At 50.6% G+C, this 21644-nt stretch carries 19 protein-coding genes; 7 read left to right on the top strand and 12 right to left on the bottom strand.

Annotated elements, in window-relative coordinates; translation table 11 throughout:
- Positions 1-109: 109 nt before the first annotated feature.
- The 6 genes from T488_RS0105010 to T488_RS0104985 all read right to left on the bottom strand — a co-directional run bounded on the left by T488_RS0105010 (position 110) and on the right by T488_RS0104985 (position 5353).
- Entirely contained in the window at positions 110-976 is an 867-nt protein-coding gene (locus tag T488_RS0105010; protein WP_242838300.1) for a DegV family protein, read from the bottom strand.
- Positions 977-1130: 154 nt separating this feature from the next.
- Positions 1131-1673, bottom strand: coding sequence for a hypothetical protein (locus T488_RS16990; RefSeq protein ID WP_051536294.1), 543 nt, complete (start codon positions 1671-1673; stop codon positions 1131-1133).
- 23 nt (positions 1674-1696) lie between these two features.
- A complete protein-coding gene (locus T488_RS0105000; RefSeq protein ID WP_028519857.1) occupies positions 1697-2704 on the bottom strand; it encodes a metal ABC transporter substrate-binding protein in 1008 nt (335 codons plus the stop codon).
- A gap of 88 nt (positions 2705-2792) precedes the next feature.
- Positions 2793-3092 carry a hypothetical protein gene (locus T488_RS0104995; protein ID WP_028519856.1) on the bottom strand — a complete coding sequence of 100 codons (300 nt, stop codon included), beginning with the start codon at positions 3090-3092 and terminating at the stop codon, positions 2793-2795.
- Positions 3093-3330: 238 nt separating this feature from the next.
- Positions 3331-4395 (bottom strand): alpha/beta hydrolase, encoded by a 1065-nt coding sequence (locus T488_RS0104990; protein ID WP_028519855.1) that lies wholly within the window; start codon positions 4393-4395, stop codon positions 3331-3333.
- On the bottom strand, positions 4376-5353 hold the full coding sequence (locus tag T488_RS0104985) for a reverse transcriptase family protein (RefSeq protein WP_028519854.1): 978 nt from the start codon (positions 5351-5353) through the stop codon (positions 4376-4378). The genes T488_RS0104990 and T488_RS0104985 overlap by 20 nt, the downstream gene beginning before the upstream one ends.
- A 328-nt stretch (positions 5354-5681) precedes the next feature.
- On the opposite strand from T488_RS0104985, the gene T488_RS0104980 reads away from it, so the two are divergent.
- Together T488_RS0104980 and T488_RS0104975 are read left to right on the top strand one after the other, a co-directional pair.
- Positions 5682-6242, top strand: a complete 561-nt coding sequence (locus T488_RS0104980; protein WP_028519853.1) for an RNA polymerase sigma factor — start codon at positions 5682-5684, stop codon at positions 6240-6242.
- Positions 6229-7071, top strand: a complete 843-nt coding sequence (locus T488_RS0104975) for a hypothetical protein (RefSeq protein ID WP_028519852.1) — start codon at positions 6229-6231, stop codon at positions 7069-7071. Before T488_RS0104980 ends, T488_RS0104975 begins: the two co-directional genes overlap by 14 nt.
- A 386-nt stretch (positions 7072-7457) precedes the next feature.
- Here T488_RS0104975 and T488_RS0104970 read toward each other — a convergent pair whose 3' ends face one another.
- Both T488_RS0104970 and T488_RS0104965 read right to left on the bottom strand, forming a co-directional pair.
- Positions 7458-8456: a GGGtGRT protein gene (locus T488_RS0104970; protein WP_028519851.1), complete on the bottom strand. Its 999-nt coding sequence runs from the start codon at positions 8454-8456 to the stop codon at positions 7458-7460.
- Positions 8457-8470: 14 nt separating this feature from the next.
- Positions 8471-9163 (bottom strand): iron-sulfur cluster assembly scaffold protein, encoded by a 693-nt coding sequence (locus tag T488_RS0104965; RefSeq protein ID WP_028519850.1) that lies wholly within the window; start codon positions 9161-9163, stop codon positions 8471-8473.
- A gap of 237 nt (positions 9164-9400) precedes the next feature.
- Here T488_RS0104965 and T488_RS0104960 point away from each other — a divergent pair, with 237 nt between their 5' ends.
- On the top strand, positions 9401-9874 hold the full coding sequence (locus tag T488_RS0104960; protein ID WP_028519849.1) for a C-GCAxxG-C-C family protein: 474 nt from the start codon (positions 9401-9403) through the stop codon (positions 9872-9874).
- A 125-nt stretch (positions 9875-9999) separates the two neighbouring features.
- The gene (locus tag T488_RS0104955) at positions 10000-11112 is read left to right on the top strand and encodes a GGDEF domain-containing protein (RefSeq protein WP_051536292.1); all 1113 of its coding nucleotides are present in this window, start codon (positions 10000-10002) and stop codon (positions 11110-11112) included.
- Positions 11113-11211: 99 nt separating this feature from the next.
- Here T488_RS0104955 and T488_RS0104950 read toward each other — a convergent pair whose 3' ends face one another.
- From T488_RS0104950 to T488_RS0104935, 4 genes are all read right to left on the bottom strand, one after another.
- Positions 11212-13614 (bottom strand): glycoside hydrolase family 44 protein, encoded by a 2403-nt coding sequence (locus tag T488_RS0104950; protein ID WP_037297160.1) that lies wholly within the window; start codon positions 13612-13614, stop codon positions 11212-11214.
- 68 nt (positions 13615-13682) lie between these two features.
- Positions 13683-14579: a helix-turn-helix domain-containing protein gene (locus T488_RS0104945; protein WP_028519846.1), complete on the bottom strand. Its 897-nt coding sequence runs from the start codon at positions 14577-14579 to the stop codon at positions 13683-13685.
- Between the two features lie 153 nt (positions 14580-14732).
- Entirely contained in the window at positions 14733-17501 is a 2769-nt protein-coding gene (locus tag T488_RS0104940) for an ABC transporter permease (protein WP_037297141.1), read from the bottom strand.
- A gap of 12 nt (positions 17502-17513) precedes the next feature.
- On the bottom strand, positions 17514-18230 hold the full coding sequence (locus T488_RS0104935) for an ABC transporter ATP-binding protein (RefSeq protein WP_028519844.1): 717 nt from the start codon (positions 18228-18230) through the stop codon (positions 17514-17516).
- Positions 18231-18642: 412 nt separating this feature from the next.
- On the opposite strand from T488_RS0104935, the gene T488_RS0104930 reads away from it, so the two are divergent.
- From T488_RS0104930 to feoB, 3 genes are all read left to right on the top strand, one after another.
- The gene (locus T488_RS0104930; protein WP_028519843.1) at positions 18643-18855 is read left to right on the top strand and encodes a FeoA family protein; all 213 of its coding nucleotides are present in this window, start codon (positions 18643-18645) and stop codon (positions 18853-18855) included.
- 13 nt (positions 18856-18868) lie between these two features.
- A complete protein-coding gene (locus T488_RS0104925) occupies positions 18869-19090 on the top strand; it encodes a FeoA family protein (RefSeq protein ID WP_028519842.1) in 222 nt (73 codons plus the stop codon).
- A 68-nt stretch (positions 19091-19158) separates the two neighbouring features.
- Complete coding sequence (gene feoB, locus T488_RS0104920) at positions 19159-21606, top strand: ferrous iron transporter B (protein WP_028519841.1); 2448 nt, start codon at positions 19159-19161, stop codon at positions 21604-21606.
- The last annotated feature ends 38 nt before the right edge of the window (positions 21607-21644 follow it).

The raw sequence follows: 21644 nt of genomic DNA, 5'->3' as shown, positions 1-21644 counted from the left end.
GCCCGCAATAGCCTGTAAATAGGCAAATTACAGTTATCAAATACTAACCGTGTGCATTGTACAAACAAAAATGAGCGGCATTGCCGCTCATAATTATCCGTATTCTAATTTATTCACAGACAAGGGACCTCTCGGTGATACCCACTGCTACCCCCTGTGTATTTGTGCCGATATGGCTTGCAATGGAACAGGCAAGGGGACGGTATGTCACCTTATACCCCGGAAACTCATTCTGCACCTTCTCCACCCACTGTCTTGCAGTTTCGGGAGACTCCATAGTGCCTGCCGCACCAATGCTCAGGTGCTCCTTTGCTATGCCTGCATACTTGCCGCTGAGGTCCTTGTGGACAGCCTCGAACATCTTCTGCTCCGCAGCCGCCATGCCTCTTGCCTTGGCGTAGGCGTCAAGCTTGCCGCCCTGTATCTTCAGAATGGGCTTTAGATTGAGCACTGTAGCGATAGCCGCTCCCGCAGAGGTTATGCGTCCTGTCTTGGTTATGCGCTTGAGGCTGTGAAGTGTGATATATATATCGTTGTCATAGGCGCTCTTTTCAAGGGCGTCCCTTATCTCCACCGCGCTCTTTCCGTTTTCAGCCATGTACTTCGCATCGTAGACCGAGTCCAGAAGGGTTATGGAGATACGGTGGTTGTCGATGACTACCACCTTTCCGTCGTAGTCCATAGCCAGAGCCTTTGCGGTATTGCATGAGCCGCTGAGACCGCTTGACATGGGGATATACACCAGCTCGTCATAGCCGTCCGCGAATATCTTCTCCCACATCTCTGTAAGAGCTCCCGGAGAGGGCTGGGACGACACGATGTCCTTGTTCTCGTTGAGTGCCTTGTAAATATCGTCATTGGTGAGCGTAAGCTCCTCCATGTAGTCCTTTCCGTCGATGACTACAGGCATGGGCAGCACATATATGCCATTGCTGCTTCCCTCTGTCAGCGTTATACCGCTGTTCGTATCAGTCATTACCGCAGTTTTCATTACTATTCCTCGTTTCAGATCAGCTTTCCGACTGCTCCCCAAAGGAGCATTTTCTCCCAAAGGAGATTATACCATTATACAGGATTTTTGTCAATAGACAGCCAAGTATCTCGCTGAAAGCTGTCATCGGGAACTTCGCTTACCACGACAGCTTGCTGTCCTCAAGTGTAGCTCCTGTCAGCTGACAGTAGGTGAAGCCGTTCTCCTTGTAATAGTTGAAAACACCGTTCACGGTTATCTCCGTATCCACCGCAGGGTAGTCCTGAGGGTAGGTGTAGTCGCCGTCCAGCACGAACTCTATTCCCTGTGAACAGCAGGCGGTGGCATCACTGATGAGCACAGCGAAATACTCTTTTCCCGTAGCCTCGTCCTTGAAATATGAGAAGGGACCCTTCGCCCTTACGGTCTTGCCCACATAATCATCGGGATTGTACACCATATCATAGACCTCCGCATATACCATTGAAGCGCTAAGCTCCGTGAGGTCAACGTCGAAGCCGTTTGCACCCTTGAACTTCTCCTCCTTGGGAACTATACCACCAAAAGGCACTGTAGTCTCTGCTTCCGCGGAAGCAGCTGCGGCGGGCTCAGCCGCCTGCTCCGAAACAGACTTTGTGCCGCCGCAGGAGCAAAGGCATACGACCGCAGCGGATAATACTGAAAATATTTTTACAGCTCTCATGGCTATACCTCCTTTTCTTCGGTTCAGCCGAGGTATTCAGCCAGAACATCGCAGTTCTGCTGCATAAGCGAAAGGTATGTCACACCGCTGTTGACGTCATTCATTGTGACTGACTGTATGGAGTTGAGCTCCGCAACAGAACAGTCCTTTCTGCCTGAATTCCTGATGACAGCCTCTGCAATGGACTTGTCGGAATTCTCGATGGTGAATATGGTATCGCACTCAAGCTGGTCCAGCTTTTCGGACAGGAAGCTGATAGTGGTGAAGCTGGCTTCGCTCTCGGCAGAACAGCCCACGAAAGCCGCATAGTAGTCCAGACCGTAGTCATCGAAGAGATAGCGGAACGGGAAGCGGTCGCCGAATATGAGAGTCTTGTTTTCGGCGCTGTCGGTGATGCTGCGGAAGCTCTCGTCCATTTCGTCCAGCTTCTTTGTGTAGTCCTCAAGAGAGCTGCTGTAATCGGCAGCATGGTCGGGGTCAGCCTTTGAAAGCGCCTCGGAAATGGCGCTGCAGGCGGTCTTTGCGTTTTTCAGCGACAGCCATACATGCTCGTCGTACTCCACCTCGCCGTCATCTTCCTCCTCATCTTCATCGGCTTCCATGCCCTCCTTCACTTCCTCCTCTTTCGCAGAGTCGCCAAGAAGCTCCATAAGGTCGATGACCTGCATATCCTTGTTGTCAGCCTCGTCAAGGGCGTCCTCCACCCACTTGTCGGACTCGCCGCCCACATGGATAAATATGTCGCAGGTGGATATTTTCATAATGTCGCTTGCAGTGGGCTGATAGTTGTGAAGGTCAGTGCCGCTGCTGAGAAGATAGGTAAGGTCAGCCTCATCGGCATGGTCGCCCATTATCTGCTTCACCCAGTCATACTCGGGGAAGATGGTGCACACCACGCTGAGCCTGCCCGAGCTGCTGCCGACGGCTGTATTGCCTGCGGTGTCGGACTCGCGTGAAGCTCCGCAGCCTGTAAGACCCGCCGCAGCCACTGCCATTGCCATTGCTGTTATAATTGATTTTCTGATAAACATAAAAAGAACCTCCGAAATGAATACAGTTTTTTGCGCAGCACGAAAAAGGAGCTATGCTCCTGCTGCAAATGGACACAAAAAACCGTGTTCAGTTCAGAAGTTCTACTTTGAGCGATATAAGGGTACTGTCCGTAAAGCTCCTTACATCATAAGATACAAGGATAACAGCCAGTACAATAACAGTTGCCGAAAGTACCAATACAGGCAGAGATGTACCCAGAGTATCCATGGACTCATGGCACTGCTCCAGCACATTGCAGACAACGCAGTCCTCACCCGTACAGTGATGATGACCGTGGACAGCTATAAATGCAGAGGAGCAGAAAATGACCAGCACAAAGAGCACAGCTGCCGCAGCTGCGGAAATGCGTTTCATAAGGCTTTTCATGGTCAGGCTCCTCCTTTCAATCTGAGAATGGATTTCATTTTGCTATTTTATTATAACACAAAAATACGAAAATAGCAACAGACGCGGCGAAAAAATCTGCTTTTTTTATCTTCAGCGCGAAAATGGGTGCGCAGGCTCTGCGCTTATATCATAATAATTATAAAAATGCAAGGTCAGCGGCAAAAAGTTTTCTTGTGAAAGAGCTTTACAGCAAAAAGAGGCGCACTGTGTGCACCTCTCAGCTCTGTGTTTTACCGAAGAAGCTGTCTATAAGCTCCACCACCTCGGGATTGAAACCATTGTACAGTTCACCGTCTATGGACTCATAGAAGCGTATCAGCTCCTCCTCGGGAACATCATTGTTATACTTCTCATTCAGCTCGTCCTGGAGAGGAATGAGTATCATCTTCTTGTATTCCGCGTACTCGGGAGTATTGAAATAGGAGTTGTGACCGTTGCGATCCTCCTCGGAGAACACCCTGTACTCCACATTGGGATTTGTTATCTCGTCCTTGTGAGCGATTATGGCAGCTCCGTCATAAGCAATGACATCGTCCTTGTCTCCGTGCATTATGAGCACGGGGATACCCGACTTGTTTATGCCCTCCACTGCCGAAAGGGAGGCATTCTTCCCGAAGGTCGCCTTGTTGTACGCCCACACAAAGGGATAGATGAGCTTTGATGCGCCGCCGAACATTCCGTCGCAGGTCTCGGCAAGCTCCTCAAATGGTGTATTATAACCCGACATGGTAACGCAGCCCTTTATATCGTGGTCGAAGTTCAGCACCGCCGCCGAGGCGTAGCCTCCCCAGCTGTGTCCCAGAACAAAGGTGTCGAGACTGTTCAGACGGGAGTCGCCCTCCGCAAAGGTAAGAGCGCTGTCAAGGTCAAGAGCGGACTGCGCCAGTCCTACCGTACCTTCGCCCTCGCTGTAGCCGCTGCCCGTGCAGTCATAGGCGAAAACACGCCAGCCCCTGTCCACCAGACGGGTGATAAGCCCCAGATAGAACTCATGACCGCTGCCGATTCCGTGGGCGAAGACGATGAGTCCCCTGTCATTGTCGGCGCCGTAGATAAAGCCCTTGAGGTCGTTTTCACCCGATTTGAAGCTTACCTCCTGACGGGGATATTCCTCCTCATAATGGTCATAGAACCATGTGGCAGTATACCTCTTGTCAGGGTACTCTCCCCTGCCGAAGTTCTTGTCCATTTCCTTTTTCGTTATGACAAATCCCGTGATACAGCCTGCAATGAGCAGCAGCAACAGTATCACCGCAGATATTTTAATTACCTTTTTCTTCATTTTGTGCCTCTTTTTTCCTCAGTTTTTTCAGCTGCTCAAAGCTTTCTGTCAGCTTTATATCGTCAGGTCTCTGCTGAAGTCCGTAAGCAAGTCTGCCAATAAGTCCGTTTATGTAGTGCATGGGCGTGTCGTCGCTGCCGAGCCGCGAAAGATGCTCCCTGACGCCGTATTTCAGGCAGTAGTACGCCTCCTGCCGAAGCTCACGGCGTTTTTCTCTGGGAAGGTCCGGCTTTTCGTTGACCACCAGTCCCGTAACGGTCTGGCGCTGTGAACTGCCTGCAAAGACGGTCTTTTCACGGTTGAGCTCAAAGCCCATGGCATAGAGCTTTCTGCTGACCCTTCCGACTACATGGCTGCCAAGAAGGTCCTCACGGCTGCCGGAGAAAGTCATATCGTCGCAGTAACGGGTGTAGGTGATGTTCCTCTCCCTGCACCATGCGCCTATGCTGTCATCGAAATGCTTCATGACCAGATTGGCGATATATGGCGATGTGGGAGCTCCCTGAGGCAGAACTCCCCTGTGTACGCAGAGATGTGTCAGCAGAGAGGTCGCCCTTGGACTGAGCCTGAACTGCTTCATTACCATGTACACCGCGTCATCGTTGATACTGTCGAAAAAGCCCGATATATCCAGCTTTATTATGAAGTCCGCCCCACTGTGGCAGGCGGCGTTGTCGCGGACAGATACGCCCTTTCTGTAAGCCGTCGCGTACTCCGATACGGGCAGCTTACTGAGACAGCGGTCAAGTATGCGCCGCTGGACCAGCTTCAGAAAGCCGTTGGGAACGGTCAGAACGCGCTTTTTCTTTGCCTTTCCCGTATATATCACGGACTGATGATAGTTTGAGTAGCTGCCGCTGCGCTTTTTCCGCGGCACACGGTCGCTGCTGAGCATATACAGCTTCCTCACCGGCACCCCCAGCACCTCCGAGATAAGCATAACATCAACGTCTGTCATCAGTCATCACCTCTTTTACAGCAGCAGGCTGCGGCACAAAACATTCATATGTTTCGGAGACGAATCTTATTATTAACGGAGTTAATTGGAATTCGTCGGAGAAACTTGTGATAAAGTCCGTGGTTTTAAATGATTCCCGCGGCGACTCGCCGCAGTCGCACATCATGCGTTACGCTGCCGCAGCCCGTCTGCTTTTGTAATATTATAGCACTTTGCGCAGAGTATTGCAAGAGGTGAAAAAAAGTTGTATCATAGGTGTGAGGTCAGGAGCTTCTCCGTCGTGTAATGAGTGAAGGACAGTGAATATCCTTCGGAAAGGAGTGTCTCAATGGACAACGGTGCAAGTAGCTACCGCCGTTTCCGCGATGAAGGCGACATGGAAGGTCTCGCCGAGATAATCAGGGACTACAAGGACGGTCTTATCTTCTATCTGTGCAGTATCCTCGGGAATATCCACACCGCCGAGGACATTGCTGAGGACACATTCGTGCTTCTCGGCACAAAAAAGCCCCGTGACAAGGGCAAGGGGCAGTTCCGCACATGGCTGTATACCATAGGTCGTAATCTTGCCATAGACCACCTGCGCAAATGCAGAAGACGGGGCGAGGTCTCCGCGGAGGACGCTCCCGAGGTAGTAAGCGACGAGGAGGGGCTGGAGGAAACCTATATCCGCGAGGAGAGAAAAATAATCCTCCACCGTGCAATGCGAAAACTGAAGCCCGAGTACAGACAAGTGCTGTGGCTCATATACTTCGAGGAGTTCAGCACCAAAGAAGCAGCCGCAGTCATGAAGAAAAGCGTCCACAACACCGAGACTCTGGCATACCGTGCCAGAATGTCACTTCGCAAACAGCTTGAAATGGAGGGCTTTGACTATGAAAACCTATGATGAGATGAAAGAGAATGTTTTCCGCCGCATTGAAGATACAGAGGCGGAGAAAAAGCGCAAAAGGAAGATATATACAAGAACAGCAGCGGCAGTTGCTCCCCTGTGCGCCGCAGGTGCGGCTGTGTTCACACTCTGGGGCGGCGGAGCCTTCGGGAAGGGTACAGACGCTATCGAAGTCCCGTCCTTAGGCACTGTTGCGGAAGCAGAGAGCCGCACCGCAGCCGTTTCAGAAAGCATTACGACTGTGAGAACTCATACAACTCCGTTGAAAACAGACAGCACTGCAAAGACGGTCACAGAAAAGGCAGAAGCCACTTCAGTACATGAGGTTCAGCCCGATACAGAGGAGAAGTCCGCTGAGGAGGAAATGACCACGGCTGAAAGCACTACTGCTCCAAGGGCGACAACCGGGGAGAGAAACGCAGTTACCAACAGTAACGATGTCCCAACCGCAACAACAGCAGTGGAAACACCCACAGCTCCCCCTGCCAACCTCTGGTGTATCTTTGTCAGCAGCATAAGCTACAACGGCACCGACTACCGCGACAGCACCGTGAATATCTCCGCCTTTACACAGGACAGATATATCGGCAGGGTAAGTGACTTCGCAGGCAGCTACGGAGACACAGTGAACTACCGTATCAACCCCGGTGACAGCGTCTACACGGTCAAGGAGACTCCCGACCTGCTGCTTGTAGTAAAAGCGGACAGCAGCTCCATATACGGCAGCGTGATACCAATGTGCAGCAGCAGCTTTTCGGGCGACAGCTACGGCTACGGCAGCCTTGTGCCCAACCTCACAATCCCCGATGGCGCGGTCATTAACTGAAAAAGGGCAGTCCCTAAGGGCGGTACTAATATAGAAGATTTATAGTTTATTATTGAGGAGGACCCTTTTGAAAAAGGGTCTCTCCTCAAACTCCTCCCCTAAAACTTTCAGCATTTAATTTAGCCCAGACAGGGCGCTCCCAGTATTATACTGGTTTTCACATCTTGTGTGGAGCGCCCTGTCCGGGCTAAATTCAGTTATAAAGTCTTTGGAAAAGGGGTTCGGGGTGACTCCCCGCAGTGCGGGGAGATGTCACGCAGTGACAGAGGGGCGCGCCTCCGTCAGAGGAGAACCTTTCCTCAGAAAGGTTTTTCCCCGATAATTTGCTATAACATTCTATATGAGTGTAGCCCTTAAGGACTGCCCTTTTTTTATTCGGTAATGAATTACTTCATAGCCTCTTCAACAGCAACTGCACAAGCAACTGTTGCACCAACCATGGGGTTGTTGCCCATACCGATAAGACCCATCATCTCAACGTGAGCAGGAACTGAAGATGAACCTGCGAACTGAGCGTCAGAGTGCATACGGCCGAGAGTATCTGTCATACCGTAGGAAGCAGGACCTGCAGCCATGTTGTCGGGGTGGAGAGTACGTCCTGTACCGCCGCCTGAAGCTACTGAGAAGTACTTCTTGCCAGCGTCAACGCGCTCCTTCTTGTATGTACCTGCAACGGGGTGCTGGAAACGTGTGGGGTTAGTAGAGTTACCTGTGATGGAAACGTCAACGTTTTCCTTCCACATGATAGCAACGCCTTCTCTTACGTCATTAGCGCCGTAGCAGTTGACCTTTGCACGGAGACCGTCTGAGTATGCCTTGCGGAATACTTCCTTGACCTCGCCTGTAGCGTAGTCCATCTCTGTCTCGATGTATGTGAATCCGTTGATACGAGCGATGATCTGAGCAGCGTCCTTGCCGAGACCGTTGAGGATAACGCGGAGGGGCTTCTGACGAACCTTGTTAGCCTTCTCAGCGATACCGATAGCACCCTCAGCAGCAGCGAATGACTCGTGACCTGCCAGGAATGCGAAGCACTCTGTATCTTCCTCAAGGAGCATCTTGCCCAGGTTACCGTGGCCGAGACCAACCTTACGCTGGTCAGCAACTGAACCGGGGATACAGAAAGCCTGGAGGCCTTCGCCGATTGCAGCAGCAGCGTCAGCAGCTCTTGTGCAGCCCTTCTTTATAGCGATAGCGCAGCCTACTGTGTAAGCCCACTTTGCATTTTCAAAACAGATAGGCTGGATGCCCTCAACGAGCTTATAGATGTCCAGACCCTTTGCCTTACATACGTCAGCGCACTCCTCGATGGAGCTGATGCCGTAGTTCTTGAGAACGTCGAGGATCTGCTTCTCACGTCTCTCATATGATTCAAATAAAGCCATTTTACAAGTCCTCCTTATTCTTTTCTGGGATCAACGATCTTAACTGCGTCAGCAACTCTGCCGTACTGGCCCTGAGCCTTTTCAAATGCAGTATTTGCATCATCGCCTGCCTTGATGAAGTCCATCATCTTACCGAAGTTGATGAACTTGTAGCCGATGATCTCGTCGTCCTCATTAAGAGCGAGACCTGTGATGTATCCGTCTGTGAGCTCCAGATAGCGGGGACCCTTCTTGAGAGTACCGTATGTAGTACCGATCTGTGAACGGAGGCCCTTACCGAGGTCCTCAAGACCTGCACCGATAACAAGACCGCCCTCAGAGAATGCAGACTGTGAACGTCCGTAAACGATCTGGAGGAAGAGCTCTCTCATAGCTGTGTTGATTGCGTCACAAACGAGGTCAGTATTAAGAGCCTCAAGTATAGTTCTGCCGGGGAGGATCTCAGCAGCCATAGCTGCGGAATGAGTCATGCCCGAGCAGCCGATAGTCTCAACAAGTGCCTCCTGGATAACGCCTTCCTTGACGTTGAGTGTGAGCTTGCAGGTACCCTGCTGAGGTGCACACCAGCCGATGCCGTGTGTAAAGCCTGAAATATCCTTTATCTCCTTAGCCTTGACCCACTTAGCCTCCTCGGGTATCGGAGCAGCGCCGTGAGCAACGCCCTGTGCGATAGGGCACATTGTTTCAACTTCGTGCGAATAAATCATTATAAATACTCCTTTCGGTTTTTAGGCAGTCGGATAATCTGCCCTGCATACAAGATTTATTATACAACATTTCCCCCTCTTAATCAAGAAAAAACAATAAAAATCAAGGCTCATATTGTTATCATTTACTAACATCAAAGTTTTACTTTTATGCCGGAAATGTTGATTTTTCGCGTGATTTGTTATATAATATTTCCGTCAGACTTTTTACAGCTTATTACAAAAGGAGTTGTTACAATGTCAGCAGATCACGCCGAAAAGGCTTGTGAGCTCTTTGCGGGAGGTCTCAACTGTTCCCAGTCTGTATTCGCTGCTTTTGCCGATGTTACAGGCATGGACTATGACCTTGCCCTGCGCCTCTCCTCCTCTTTCGGAGGCGGTATGGGACGCATGAGGGAGGTCTGCGGGACCTGCTCAGCCATGTTCATGATCGCAGGTATCCTCTATGGTCTCGGCGAAAGCTACTCCCACGAGGAAAAGACAGAACACTACCGCCGCATACAGGAGCTGGCTTCACTTTTCAGGGAGAAGCACGACACCATCATCTGCCGTGAACTTCTGAAAGAACTCAGGGTGACAAGTGATCCCGAACCCGAAAAACGCACCGAGCAGTATTACAAGGTACGCCCCTGCATAAAATTCGTCCGCACTGCGGCAGAGATACTTGACAGATATATTGCCGAAAATCCGCCCTCTCAGAACAGACAGTAATTTTTTCTTCTGCCCGTTTGACAGATTTTACATTTTGTTTATTGCAATCTCGGCGGATATGGTATATAATATATTAGTAAACTACCCTCTGAAATTTCATGACCCGAAGGGAAGTGATAGTTCCTATGAGTACAGGCAGAAGCTCCGAGATGATACGTGAGTTCGTCGCCAACAACCGAAAGCTGTTTGAAGAATCCAATGAGAAATTCATATATGCTATCGGACTGGCTCTCTGCTTTCTTGCTCATGCAGCATATCTGATAATGTTCATCATTCTCAAAGTCAAAGAGATGCTGTACTTCAATATATTCAGTGTAGCATTCTACCTCGCACTGGTCATACTCATAATGACGCTCAGAAAGGGAAAGGATATACTGATCTGCGCCGCATCCACAGAGATCATCGTACACGCCGCCATGGCTACATACCTCATGGGCTGGGCTCCCGATTTCGGTATACTCCTCATTGTCCTGATACCCATACTCTTCCTGATGATGAAGGGAAAGCTTCTGGTGCCGTATATTTACTCGGCACTCGCCATGGGCACCTTCATATGGCTGAGAGTGAGAAACATACACCACGCCGTACTGAAGTACGACTTCGGCGATAACGGCATAATCAACGCCCTGTATATACTCAACGCCCTCATCGGTGTTCTCGCCCTGGTGTATACGCTTACAGTCTATATGCTCAACCGCGTTGATATGGAGTACAGACTCACAGCCCAGAGCGAGGAGTTCAAGAAGGCGGCGTCCATAGACCCGCTGACACAGCTCTTCAACCGCAGGGCTATGAATGAGAAGATCAGGGAGATCCGACGCAACAGCGCTACTCCCAGAAGCAGATATGTCATAGGCATAGGCGATATCGACAACTTCAAGAAGATAAACGACACCTACGGTCACGACACAGGCGACAAGGTACTGGTCTACGTCGCAAACCTGTTTATAAGCATGATCCCCGAAGGCGGCTATGCTGCAAGATGGGGCGGTGAGGAATTTCTCTTTGTCCTCCCCGAATCCCAGATAGTTGACGGTCTGGACTTCACAGACCAGATGCACAAGTCTCTCAGGGCTCACACCTTCGAGATAGACGACTGCCTTTTCGGTGTTACCATGACCTTCGGCGTAAGTGAGGGTATCCCCACCGACAAGATCGACACCGTCATCACCCACGCTGACAAAAGGCTCTATAAGGGCAAGAACAACGGCAAGAACCACACCGAATATACAGACTGAAATAGCTCCCGCAAGGGAGCTGTTTTTTATATTCGCAAAGCAAAAGGCTCCCGAAAACCGGGAGCCTTTCTTTGAGAGAGGGTATTATGTTTTCTCCTGTCATACAAGACTTTCGGTCTTGTGAAGGAGGAATTCCTGTATGCGGAGAGCGTCCCCTGAGGTAAGTCCCTCGGTGGACTTGTCAACATCGCCGTTGACCTTGCCCTTTTCTGTAAGGTGCTTGCTGTCGCTGCCCTTGACGCCGTACTTGTCGGGATTTGCGATCGACTGCATGATAAGGATTGCGTCTGCAAGCTCTACCTTGCCGTCGCAGTTGGTATCGCCGTAAACTACGTCCTTGTCAACAGGATTTGTTGTTGTAGTTGTGGTTGTTGTGGGCTTGGGACCTGTTGTGGTGGTAGTAGTTGTTGTGGTAACCTTGGGTGCCTCGCCCTGAGGATACTCATATACTACCTGTATGCTTGTGTAGGTAAGCTCTACGTGGTCTTCCTTCTCGGAAGCGTCCCACCACTGCTGGAGCTCGACCTTGCCTTCGATGATAGTTGCCTCAAGATCTTCCTTGACCTTCTCATCGCCCTCGCCGGTCTCCTTGGTGAAGATACCGTCGAACTTTACTGTGGCTGTGGACTTGTCGCCCAGAGGAAGTGAATAGCTCTTGTATGTCCAGAAGCCTGTGCCGTCCTTGGCCTTTACGTTCATACATACCGCACAGCCTGCTGTACCCCAGCTTGAGCCTGCGGGTGAAGTTACCTTGCCGTTGATGACTATCTTTGAAAGGTGCTCTGCGTCCTCGATGGGCACTACAACGAAGCCCTTGTCATTGGTGAGAGCCTCAATGTCTGTGTACTCCTCGGTCTTTACCTCGGGCTTGCTCTCGGCATAGGTCTTGAGACCGTCGAAGGCATCAGCCTTATCGGAAACAACTACCATAGCTGCTGAGAATGCAGGGAGCTGAGCCTTGACCTTGTTGTCCTCAACGTCCTTGATGATGTCGATGAGTCTTATCTCCTCTGTATCGCCGTATACAGCGTAAACTGCTGCTGACTTATAGGTCTTGTCAGCGTTCTTGAGGTCGATGACAGCGTTCTCGCTGTTGTTCAGATCCTTGTTTGTTACCATTACAGTGACCTGTGAATCGTCCTTTGCATTCACAGCTGCATATGTGCTGGACTTGGAAACGTCCTCAGTCGATGCGGGGATAAGCGTATCGCCGAAGCTTCCGCCCTTGCCGTCATAGTTGGTGTAGAGGTCGATACCCGAAAGGATATAGGACTCGCCGCCCCAGAGGGTCGCGAAGTAAACGCCCTGATCCGCATAGCAGCCCAGTGCCTCAGCCTGTGCGATAGTGCCGGAAGCATTGTCGCCGCCGCCGAAGTTATACTCGGAGATACCCAGCTTTGTGCCGGGATAATATGTGTCGATGGACTTCTGGATAGTAGGAAGTATGGGCACGTTCTCCATGCACCACTGTCCTATCCAGCTGTTCTCGGAGAAGCCTTTCTCGTAGAGTGTGCGGACGGACTGTAATCTGTCCTCGATGCCGTTTCTTGCGGACTCGGAGTAATAGTGTATATCAAGAACGTCCAGGAGCCTTGTGCCGCTCTCCTCGGAAGCCTTGTGCATCTGGTCAAGATAGCAGTCAAGATACCAGTGGTAGTTGTTTTCCTTCTTTACCTTCTCCCACTCGTCATGCTGCTCGTCATCGTCCAGGTGGTCGAATGCGGTGTAGCCGTAGAGCGCGGGACCGAATACCTCAGCCTTGGGGTCAAGCTTCTTGACAGCCTTTGCCATCTCGATGGACTTGCTGCTGAGCTCCTCGATAGTTACAGGCTCAGGGTGCATCCTGCTGTGGGTATCGTTCCAGAGAACAGGCTCATTGTCAAGGCTGTAGCCCTGGATACCTGTTGCGGACTGTGAGTCGCCCAGCTTGTTGATGATGTAGTTCACATACTCGTCCATGTAGACAACGCCGTCATCAAGGTCGGGAGTGTCTGCAAAGGGAGCATTCTTGGTGAGGACTACCTTATTCCAGCGCTTTGAGGGAGCCTTCTCCTCCTCGGTCACTGTGCCGTCCTTATCTGCCGAAACATAGCCTGCAAGCTGTAATGTAGTGAGCTTGTAGTTCACGTTGTACCTGGCTGCCTGCTTTGAGAGCACCTGTACGCAGTCAGCAGGGTCGCTGGAGTCCGAAAGGTTATTGTCGGAGCTGTGCTTCCAGTCTGAGCCTGCGTTTGAAGCGTTGGTCTCCCAGTTATAGGCGGTCATACGGTTTCCGCCCTGACGTACAGCTGTAGCGGTAACGTCCTTCAGATCGGCCGTGTACTGGTTCACGCCATAGATGAGGGGAGATATTTCCTTTCTCTCTCCCTTCAGGTCAACCGTCACGTTCATGTCGTAGCCGTCAGCCGCATTTGCGGTATTTCTCGGGATACCGTTCATGGGTGCGGTCATTGTGCAGCCCGAAACCACGCAGGCTGCAATGAATGCTGCTGTCTTTTTCATGTTTTTTCCTCCGTTTTCTCCGCCGTAATGCCGCCGGCGGATATTTTCAACAGTCTTGGCTGTTGTTTTCACAGTTCATTTTCTCCCCACCATGGAACCTGAGGCACCACCTCGTCCTGGGCGCCGTTCTCACGTCTGAATGCGCCCTGCATCCAGAGCTCCACATTAGGGTCCATATACTGGAGATAGTTGGTTATTGTCTTTGCCAGCACCAGTATAAAGGTAAGGGGGATCTGATGAGTATAGCCGTAGAGTATCACCGATTTATCGGCAATATCCGCAGAGACTCTCCACACAAGTCCGAACCTGTCCATTCTGTCGATGATGTGCTGTACCTTTACGAGGTCAATGCCCAGCCTCTCGGAGATCATCTCAACAGAGAACATCTTGTTCCTCACGCTGGCGCCAAGGTAGCTGATAATGCTGATGGCGTCTGCGTCCGCAAGAGTGTTGAACAGTCTTATCATATTGGTTGTGTCGCCGAAATAGGAGTTCACGCCGTTGTCGGGTATCTCCAGAAAGCAGAAGTACCTCAGGTCGGGACTGATCCTGGAAAGTGCCAGTTCCCTGTCAGTCTTGAGCCCTGCGTAGGTCTCATGCTCGTAACTGTCATGGAGCCTTCCCACGGAGTCGCTGTTGGGATTGCAGGCGCAGAGGGCGCTGTACATTATCCGCATGAACTTCTCCGACCTCTCCTCGGGAGAGGCTGCTCTCAGCTCGTCATTGACCAACTGCTCGATGTCTCTGTCCCTGTCCACCACGTCAACTCCGAAGAGAGAGTCCAGTGATGTATCCAGCTCCACCGCCAGCTTAGGCAGCAGCTCACAGTCCGGATAGCTTGTGTTCTCCCACTTTGAAACAGCCTGGGGCGATACGTTGAGACGGGCGGCAAGCTGCTCCTGAGTGAGTCCCAGAGCCTTGCGCCTTTTGACCAGATTGGTCCTGAACACGCTCTTCCTGTCCATAATGCACCTCGCATTCTCCTATCTCTTTACATTTACATTGTACCACAACCCAAAGTAGAGTTCAAGCGAATAATTATTGACTTTTTACAACCAATAGTTGAATTTGGTAAAAAATAAGCCGCAAAGGAGTTTTTATCCTCTGCGGCTTAATAATTATTCTACATTTTTCAGTGCAAGCACCTTTGGTATCTTCTTTATCCTTATGAAGTCGAATACAGTTATGATGAGATATGCCGCGAACACCAGCAGGAACTCCTTTACAAAGCCGGAGAAAGGCATTACAAAGGCAAAGTATCCGCCAAGCTTACTGAGCATTATCTTCCATACCACCTTCATTGCCTGATAGCCGATGAATATGGCGAGGAACTCCGTCACGAACACCACTATGGCTGTGGTCACAAGGTACAGCGAGGAGATCTCTCCGTTTTCATATCCCAGTATCTTTACCATGGAGATGGAGCGCTCGTTCTTCTCTATGATTATCTTTGTCAGCAGGTAGAGTATTATAGCCGCAACTATAACGCATACATACTGGAAGTAAAGCATATAGCTTCCCATAGAGTGATCCAGCTGCCTGGCCGCCTTGAGTATATCGTCGGCAGTTATGGTCTTGGCGATGTACTTCTCGTCGATGTCGTCGATATGGTTATCGGAGAGATAGCCGCTGAAGCTGCCCTCCTCCCTGTCAAATATCTCGTTGAAGCGGTCATTGGGCATGAATACGGCTATTCCCGCAGGATAATCGTAAACATCGTAGACCTTCCAGGTGTAGTCCACATTCTCATATTTTTCAGAGAGAACTATGGTGTCCCCCTTCTCCACTCCGAATTTTTCCGCATAGGAGGTCGAGATATAGACCTCGTCATCGGCAGCGCCGCTGAAATAGTCATCGCTGAGCCCGATATAGCGGCTTCCCTGCTCCGTGCCATAGACGGAGACCTCCTCCTCGGAATTATCCTCCCTGCGCTCAAGAGCGGTCATGGAAAATGGCTCTGCTCCCTCTACGGAGGTCTTTATGGTATTGCCGTCGTCGTCCTCTGAGGAGATGAGCACCATCTGCTCCTTGGCTATCATCATATCCGTCATGGAGTCCTGGTAGTATTTCAGTGTTGCAGGCATTCCCACAGCCATTGACAGCATGAGCATGATGAAGCATATTCCCACGAACATCATTATGTAGTTGGGGATATTCTGTAAAAACACCCTCATACGGAAACGTGCGAAGAACTTCCACTCAGGCAGCCTTACGGCTTTCTTTCTGCGGACCTTTTTCAGGTCGTGGCGCAGGAAGCGCAGAGGTGACAGCTTCAGCTTACGTGTGATGACAACGAAGTTTATGACAAGCATGATGATAACGGGGATTATAGTGGTCTTGAGGAACGCCTCTGAGGTCCAGATCGTCCTGTATGCAGGAAGGCTGTAGCTGTTGTAGTACATGGCTACCACAAGCTTTTTCATACAGGTATAGCCCAGTATATTGCCCACTATTGCAGCAGCTGCCACAACGATGACAGGCGCACTCATGTAATAGCGTACCAGCTCTCCCTTTGTGAAGCCCGAAGCCCTGAGAGTTCCGATGACAGATGCTTCCTTGTCAAGGGTGGTATTGATGGTAACCGCCGATATGAAGGCAAGAACTGCCACAAGTATGTAGAGCAGCACTCCGCCCATAGCCTTATCATTGCCGAAATCATTCGGTGCAAAGGTAATGGCGTGATTGAGATATGCGGGAACGAAGTCCTTTATCTCGTTCTCCTTTTCCGCGGAGGCGGTCTGGGTTATGAGAGACTTGAGGAAGCCCTCGGACTGCTCCTTCTCTGCGAATACGTCCCCCGGCTCCTCCTTATAGATATAGGCGTAAACATATCGCACAGCTCCGCCCACTCGTTCAAAGCCCTCATCTGTGGTCATTCCCACGTCGAAGGTAATGGCATCGAATATGGTATCGGTATTGTTCTCAAAAAGCGTGGTGTAGTCCGAGAAGCCGCAAAGTCCCGAGACCGTAAAATCAGCCCTTCCGACATAAATGGTGTCACCCACCTTTATGCCCGCGTTGTCAGCGTGCATACGGTCTATCATTATCTCGCGGTCATTCTTCGGAGCTTCGCCGCTGAGTATATCATAGCGGTTTACCTTGTCTCTCTCGGAATAGACTCTTATTTTGCCCTTTGCCTCTCCGTCGGCAGAGCGCTTCTCATCCTGCTCCTTGCAGAAGAGCTCATAGACCTTTACGGGAACAGGCTCGGTCTTTTCGTTGAGCTTATACCTGTCCGCCAGCTCGGTGTACTCCTCGTCGATAGTCTTGTCTATCTCTTTTTTTGCCTCGTCCATAGCATCGGAGAGAGCGTCGGTGTACTCCTCCGACTCATAGGCTTTTGCAAGAGCATCCTCCACAGCCTTGTCATAATTCTCGGACATGGCAGCGTCAAAGGCTTCGTCGATAGTCTGCTGACGCTGAGCCTCGTCTGCCTTCATGCCCATTGCCTCAGCAGCCTTCAGCTGCTCATCAACGGCTGCGGTAACGCTGTCACGCATGCCCTTTTCCACCTGCCCGCGGACGTTTTCCTCAAGCTTCTCCTTAACGGCGTCCGTGACCTCGTCCTCGGCTTCCGAGTAGGCTCTCTCCTTCAGGGCAGCCACTACGTCTGCGGTCTCACCTGTTTCGATGGCGGCTATGAGCTCATCGTCAGCCTTTGCGGACAGCTCAAAGTGACCGCTTTCCCTGTTGAATTTATCAGCATTCTCATTCAGGGAAGTGAGCATACTGTTGTTGGCAACGTACATTCCCGAAACAAAGCCGATAGTCACCACAAGCATGGCGAATATCATGAGATAGCGTTTCCATTCCCGGCGAAGGTCTCTCAGAATGCGCCTTCTCAGCGGATTTTTCGGACGTGCGCCGAATGAGATATTGTTCTCCATATCAGCGCCCCCTTACCACTCAAGCTCGGAAGCCGCTATCTTGCTCGTATTGATGTCATCGTGACGTATCCTTCCGTCGCGGAGCTTTATGACATGGTCAGCCATCTGCTTTATGGCTTCGTTGTGAGTTACCATGATAATAGTATTGCCGTACTTTCTGTTGACCTCCTCGATAAGTCGGAGTATCTCCTTTGAGGTGTTGTAGTCAAGGGCTCCCGTAGGCTCATCACAGAGGAGTATATCGGGATTTTTCACGATAGCCCTGCCTATGGACACTCTCTGCTGCTGTCCGCCCGAGAGCTGATTGGGCAGCTTATGGCGGTGCTCATAGAGTCCCAGTATCTTCAGCAGCTCGTCAATGTCAAGGGGCTTGTCGGAGAGATAGGCTCCTGTTTCGATGTTTTCCTTGACGTTGAGATCGGCAATGAGATTGTACATCTGAAAAACATAGCCCAGGTGCTTTCTCCTGTAGCGCGTGAGTCCCTTTTCGTCCATATCCTCCAGCTTGTCGCCGTTTATGATTATCTCTCCCGAGTCGGCATTGTCAATGCCGCCGAGAATGTTCAGAAGTGTGGATTTTCCCGAACCCGAGGGGCCCAGGAGCACACAGAATTCTCCCTTTCTGACTGTGAAATCCAGTCCCTTGAGGACGTCCTGCTTTGTGTCTCCGCTTCCGAAGCTCTTTTTAAGTCCGCGGACTTCCAGAAATTTCTTTTCTGCTTCACTCATTTTCATTTCCCCCTGATCTCTTATTGGTTAGATTATTCTAACCTTATATACTATTTTATCATTGTTGCATATAAGAAATCAAGAACACTTCGGACAAATACCACAAACAATATACGTTTGATCTTTGTATGGATTTACTGTATTTCACCTGCTTATCCGTACCGCCCGCAGCTCCTGCCGGAAAGCCCCGGTTAACGCTGCATAGCCTGATTCTACTTCCGACCGATTGTCGTGCCGCATAAGGTTATGCAAAACTAACAATAAGCTTTGACATATTGCACCGACAAACTATATTTACCGACAAATTTACTATGGGCTTATTGACTTTTGATGTTAGCCGTGCTAAACTTTAAAGTGGTTAGCAGAAGCTTACATTATTAAATGTATTCTTAAATGAAAGGGAGTATGGTTTATGATGCCGCTTAGTCTGGCAGATCAGGGGATCGAGCATACGATCATAAAGATCGGCGGAAACGCAGAGGTAAAGAAGCACCTGGCTGATCTCGGCTTTACAGTCGGCGGACAGGTGACCCTCGTCAATCTGCTCGGTGAAAATGTCATTGTCAACATAAGAGGTGCCCGTGTGGCTCTCGGCGCTGATATGGCAAAAAAGATAATGGTGTAATGGAGGGAAAAAGATGAAGACACTCAGAGATGTATCGATCGGAGAGACCGCAAAAGTCGTAAAGCTTCACGGTGAGGGCGCTGTAAAGCGCAGGATCATGGACATGGGCATTACAAAGGGCGTTGAGGTCTTTGTGAGAAAAGTAGCTCCCCTCGGCGATCCCGTCGAGATAAAGGTGCGCGGCTACGAGCTTTCGATCCGTAAGGCTGACGCCGAACTCATCGAGGTAAAGTAAAGGGACGGTAAGTTCCTTTAATTTTTGAATTTTGTTAGAAAAATCTAACTTATGAAAGGAAGTTTTTTATGGCACTGCGAATTGCTCTTGCAGGCAACCCAAACTGTGGTAAGACCACCCTGTTCAACGCACTGACAGGTTCAAATCAGTTCGTCGGAAACTGGCCGGGTGTTACCGTTGAAAAGAAGGAAGGAAAGCTTAAAAAGCACGATGACGTTGTCATCACAGACCTTCCCGGTATATACTCGTTATCCCCCTACACTCTCGAAGAAGTCGTTGCAAGAAATTATCTCATCGGTGAACGTCCCGACGCTATACTCAATATCATTGACGGTACGAACCTTGAAAGAAACCTCTACCTTACAACTCAGCTCACAGAGCTGGGTATCCCCGTTGTCATCGCCATCAATATGATGGACGTTGTAAAGAAGAACGGCGATAAGATCAACATCAGCGAGCTCTCAAAGAAGCTGGGCTGCAAGATCGTTGAGATCTCCGCCCTCAAGGGCACAGGCATCACAGAGGCTGCTGAGGCAGCTATCGACGCCGCAAAGAATGTAAAGACCATTCCCCAGCACACATTCTCGGGCCCCGTTGAACACGCTCTCGCTCACATCGAGGAAGCTGTGGTACACGATATGCCCGAGGAGCAGCAGCGCTGGTACGCAATAAAGGTCTTTGAGCGCGATGACAAGGTGCTTGAGAATCTTGGTCTCTCGGAGGATAAGTTCAAGCATATAGAGCAGGACATAGCTGCTGCGGAAAAAGAGCTTGACGATGACGCCGAGAGCATCATCACAAACGAGCGCTATGAGTACATAGCTTCCATAATCAAGTCAAGCTACAAGAAAAAGGACGCTAAGGCGCTTTCAGTATCTGACAAGATAGACAAGGTGGTCACCAACCGCTGGCTGGGACTTCCTATCTTCGCTATAATTATGATAATCGTCTACTACGTTTCCGTTACCACAGTTGGTACATGGGTAACAGACTGGACCAATGACGGACTCTTCGGAGACGGCTTCCACCTGTTCGGCATGAGCGGCGATTACGATGACGCTACAGACAAGTGGGCAAACGAATTCGTATTCACTGACGGCGTAAAGGCTGTTGTTGACGAGGCTGCTGCCGACTCCGACATAAAGGGTGCAGACGAGCTTCAGGGCGCGATCAAGGACGGTGACTTCGGCGCATTCGAGGAAGCTTACGGCAGCTACGTTGACGAGTTCTACAAGAACGAGGAGACAGGAGGCAAGGTTTACGACATTGACGCTGCTCTGGGCGAAGCTCTCGACGAGGAGGGCGAGTTCACAGCTCCCGATCCTGCGGACTACGGCACATGGGTACCCGGTGTTCCCGTACTTGTTGAAAAGGGTCTGGACGCAATCAACTGCGGCGACTGGCTCAAGAGCCTTATCCTTGACGGTATCGTAGCCGGTGTGGGCGCAGTTCTCGGATTTGTTCCCCAGATGCTGGTGCTCTTCATCTTCCTTGCTATCCTTGAATCCTGCGGATACATGGCAAGAGTTGCATTCATCATGGACAAGATCTTCCGCCGCTTCGGTCTTTCCGGTAAGTCCTTCATCCCGATCCTCATCGGTACAGGCTGCGGCGTTCCCGGTATCATGGCATCGCGTACCATCGAAAACGAGCGCGACCGCCGTATGACTATCATGACAACAACATTCATCCCCTGCGGAGCAAAGCTCCCCATCATCTCAATGATCGCAGTTGCACTGTTCGGCGGTGCATGGTGGGTAGGCCCCAGCGCTTACTTCCTGGGTATGGCTGCTATCATCATCTCGGGTATCATGCTCAAGAAGACAAAGATGTTCGCAGGCGATCCCGCTCCCTTCGTTATGGAGCTCCCCGCATACCACGTTCCTACCGTAAGCAACGTTCTCCGCTCAATGTGGGAGCGCGGCTGGTCCTTCATCAAGAAGGCAGGAACCATAATCCTTCTTTCATCTATCGTTATCTGGGCAGGCTCGGTACACGGCTGGCCGGAAGGCGGTGCATTCGCATTCGATCCCGATATGGAGCTTGCTGATTCTATCCTCGGTCACATCGGTGACGCAGTCAAGTGGATCTTCGCTCCTCTGGGCTTCGACGATGCAGCTGCAACAGTTGCTACCGTTATGGGTCTCGTTGCAAAGGAAGAGGTTGTCGGAGTATTCGGCGTTCTCGACTTCGAGGGACTTTCAAAGCTTGCAGGCTACTCATTCCTGGCATTCAACCTCCTCTGCGCACCCTGCTTCGCAGCTATCGGTGCTATGAAGAGAGAGATGAACAGCCCCAAGTGGACACTGTTCGCAGTTGGTTATCAGTGCGTATTTGCTTATGCAGTATCACTGGTCATCTATCAGCTGGGCTGCCTGTTCACAGGAAATGTTCACGTTATCGGACTCATCTTTGCTATCGCAGTTATCGCTTTCATGATCTATATGCTGGTTCGTCCTTACAAGGAAGCAACAAAGCTTGAGAAGAAAGTAAGAGTTTCCAAGAGCAAGGCATAATAAAACCTATCCCCCGTCCTACGACGGGGGAAACATAC

This window comes from Ruminococcus flavefaciens ND2009 (assembly GCF_000621785.1).
In the GTDB taxonomy this organism is placed as follows: Bacteria; Bacillota; Clostridia; order Oscillospirales; family Ruminococcaceae; genus Ruminococcus; species Ruminococcus flavefaciens_C.
Note: the sequence above shows the minus strand (reverse complement) of the source record. Positions and strands in the feature narration are given on the sequence as shown.

Excerpts from the sequence above, each read along its gene's own strand:
- T488_RS0105010 (WP_242838300.1), bottom strand. The coding sequence starts at position 976 with ATGACTGATACGAACAGCGGTATAACGCTGACAGAGGGAAGCAGCAAT.
- T488_RS16990 (WP_051536294.1), bottom strand. The coding sequence starts at position 1,673 with ATGAGAGCTGTAAAAATATTTTCAGTATTATCCGCTGCGGTCGTATGC.
- T488_RS0105000 (WP_028519857.1), bottom strand. The coding sequence starts at position 2,704 with ATGTTTATCAGAAAATCAATTATAACAGCAATGGCAATGGCAGTGGCT.
- T488_RS0104995 (WP_028519856.1), bottom strand. The coding sequence starts at position 3,092 with ATGAAAAGCCTTATGAAACGCATTTCCGCAGCTGCGGCAGCTGTGCTC.
- T488_RS0104990 (WP_028519855.1), bottom strand. The coding sequence starts at position 4,395 with ATGAAGAAAAAGGTAATTAAAATATCTGCGGTGATACTGTTGCTGCTG.
- T488_RS0104985 (WP_028519854.1), bottom strand. The coding sequence starts at position 5,353 with ATGACAGACGTTGATGTTATGCTTATCTCGGAGGTGCTGGGGGTGCCG.
- T488_RS0104980 (WP_028519853.1), top strand. The coding sequence starts at position 5,682 with ATGGACAACGGTGCAAGTAGCTACCGCCGTTTCCGCGATGAAGGCGAC.
- T488_RS0104975 (WP_028519852.1), top strand. The coding sequence starts at position 6,229 with ATGAAAACCTATGATGAGATGAAAGAGAATGTTTTCCGCCGCATTGAA.
- T488_RS0104970 (WP_028519851.1), bottom strand. The coding sequence starts at position 8,456 with ATGGCTTTATTTGAATCATATGAGAGACGTGAGAAGCAGATCCTCGAC.
- T488_RS0104965 (WP_028519850.1), bottom strand. The coding sequence starts at position 9,163 with ATGATTTATTCGCACGAAGTTGAAACAATGTGCCCTATCGCACAGGGC.
- T488_RS0104960 (WP_028519849.1), top strand. The coding sequence starts at position 9,401 with ATGTCAGCAGATCACGCCGAAAAGGCTTGTGAGCTCTTTGCGGGAGGT.
- T488_RS0104955 (WP_051536292.1), top strand. The coding sequence starts at position 10,000 with ATGAGTACAGGCAGAAGCTCCGAGATGATACGTGAGTTCGTCGCCAAC.
- T488_RS0104950 (WP_037297160.1), bottom strand. The coding sequence starts at position 13,614 with ATGAAAAAGACAGCAGCATTCATTGCAGCCTGCGTGGTTTCGGGCTGC.
- T488_RS0104945 (WP_028519846.1), bottom strand. The coding sequence starts at position 14,579 with ATGGACAGGAAGAGCGTGTTCAGGACCAATCTGGTCAAAAGGCGCAAG.
- T488_RS0104940 (WP_037297141.1), bottom strand. The coding sequence starts at position 17,501 with ATGGAGAACAATATCTCATTCGGCGCACGTCCGAAAAATCCGCTGAGA.
- T488_RS0104935 (WP_028519844.1), bottom strand. The coding sequence starts at position 18,230 with ATGAGTGAAGCAGAAAAGAAATTTCTGGAAGTCCGCGGACTTAAAAAG.
- T488_RS0104930 (WP_028519843.1), top strand. The coding sequence starts at position 18,643 with ATGATGCCGCTTAGTCTGGCAGATCAGGGGATCGAGCATACGATCATA.
- T488_RS0104925 (WP_028519842.1), top strand. The coding sequence starts at position 18,869 with ATGAAGACACTCAGAGATGTATCGATCGGAGAGACCGCAAAAGTCGTA.
- feoB (WP_028519841.1), top strand. The coding sequence starts at position 19,159 with ATGGCACTGCGAATTGCTCTTGCAGGCAACCCAAACTGTGGTAAGACC.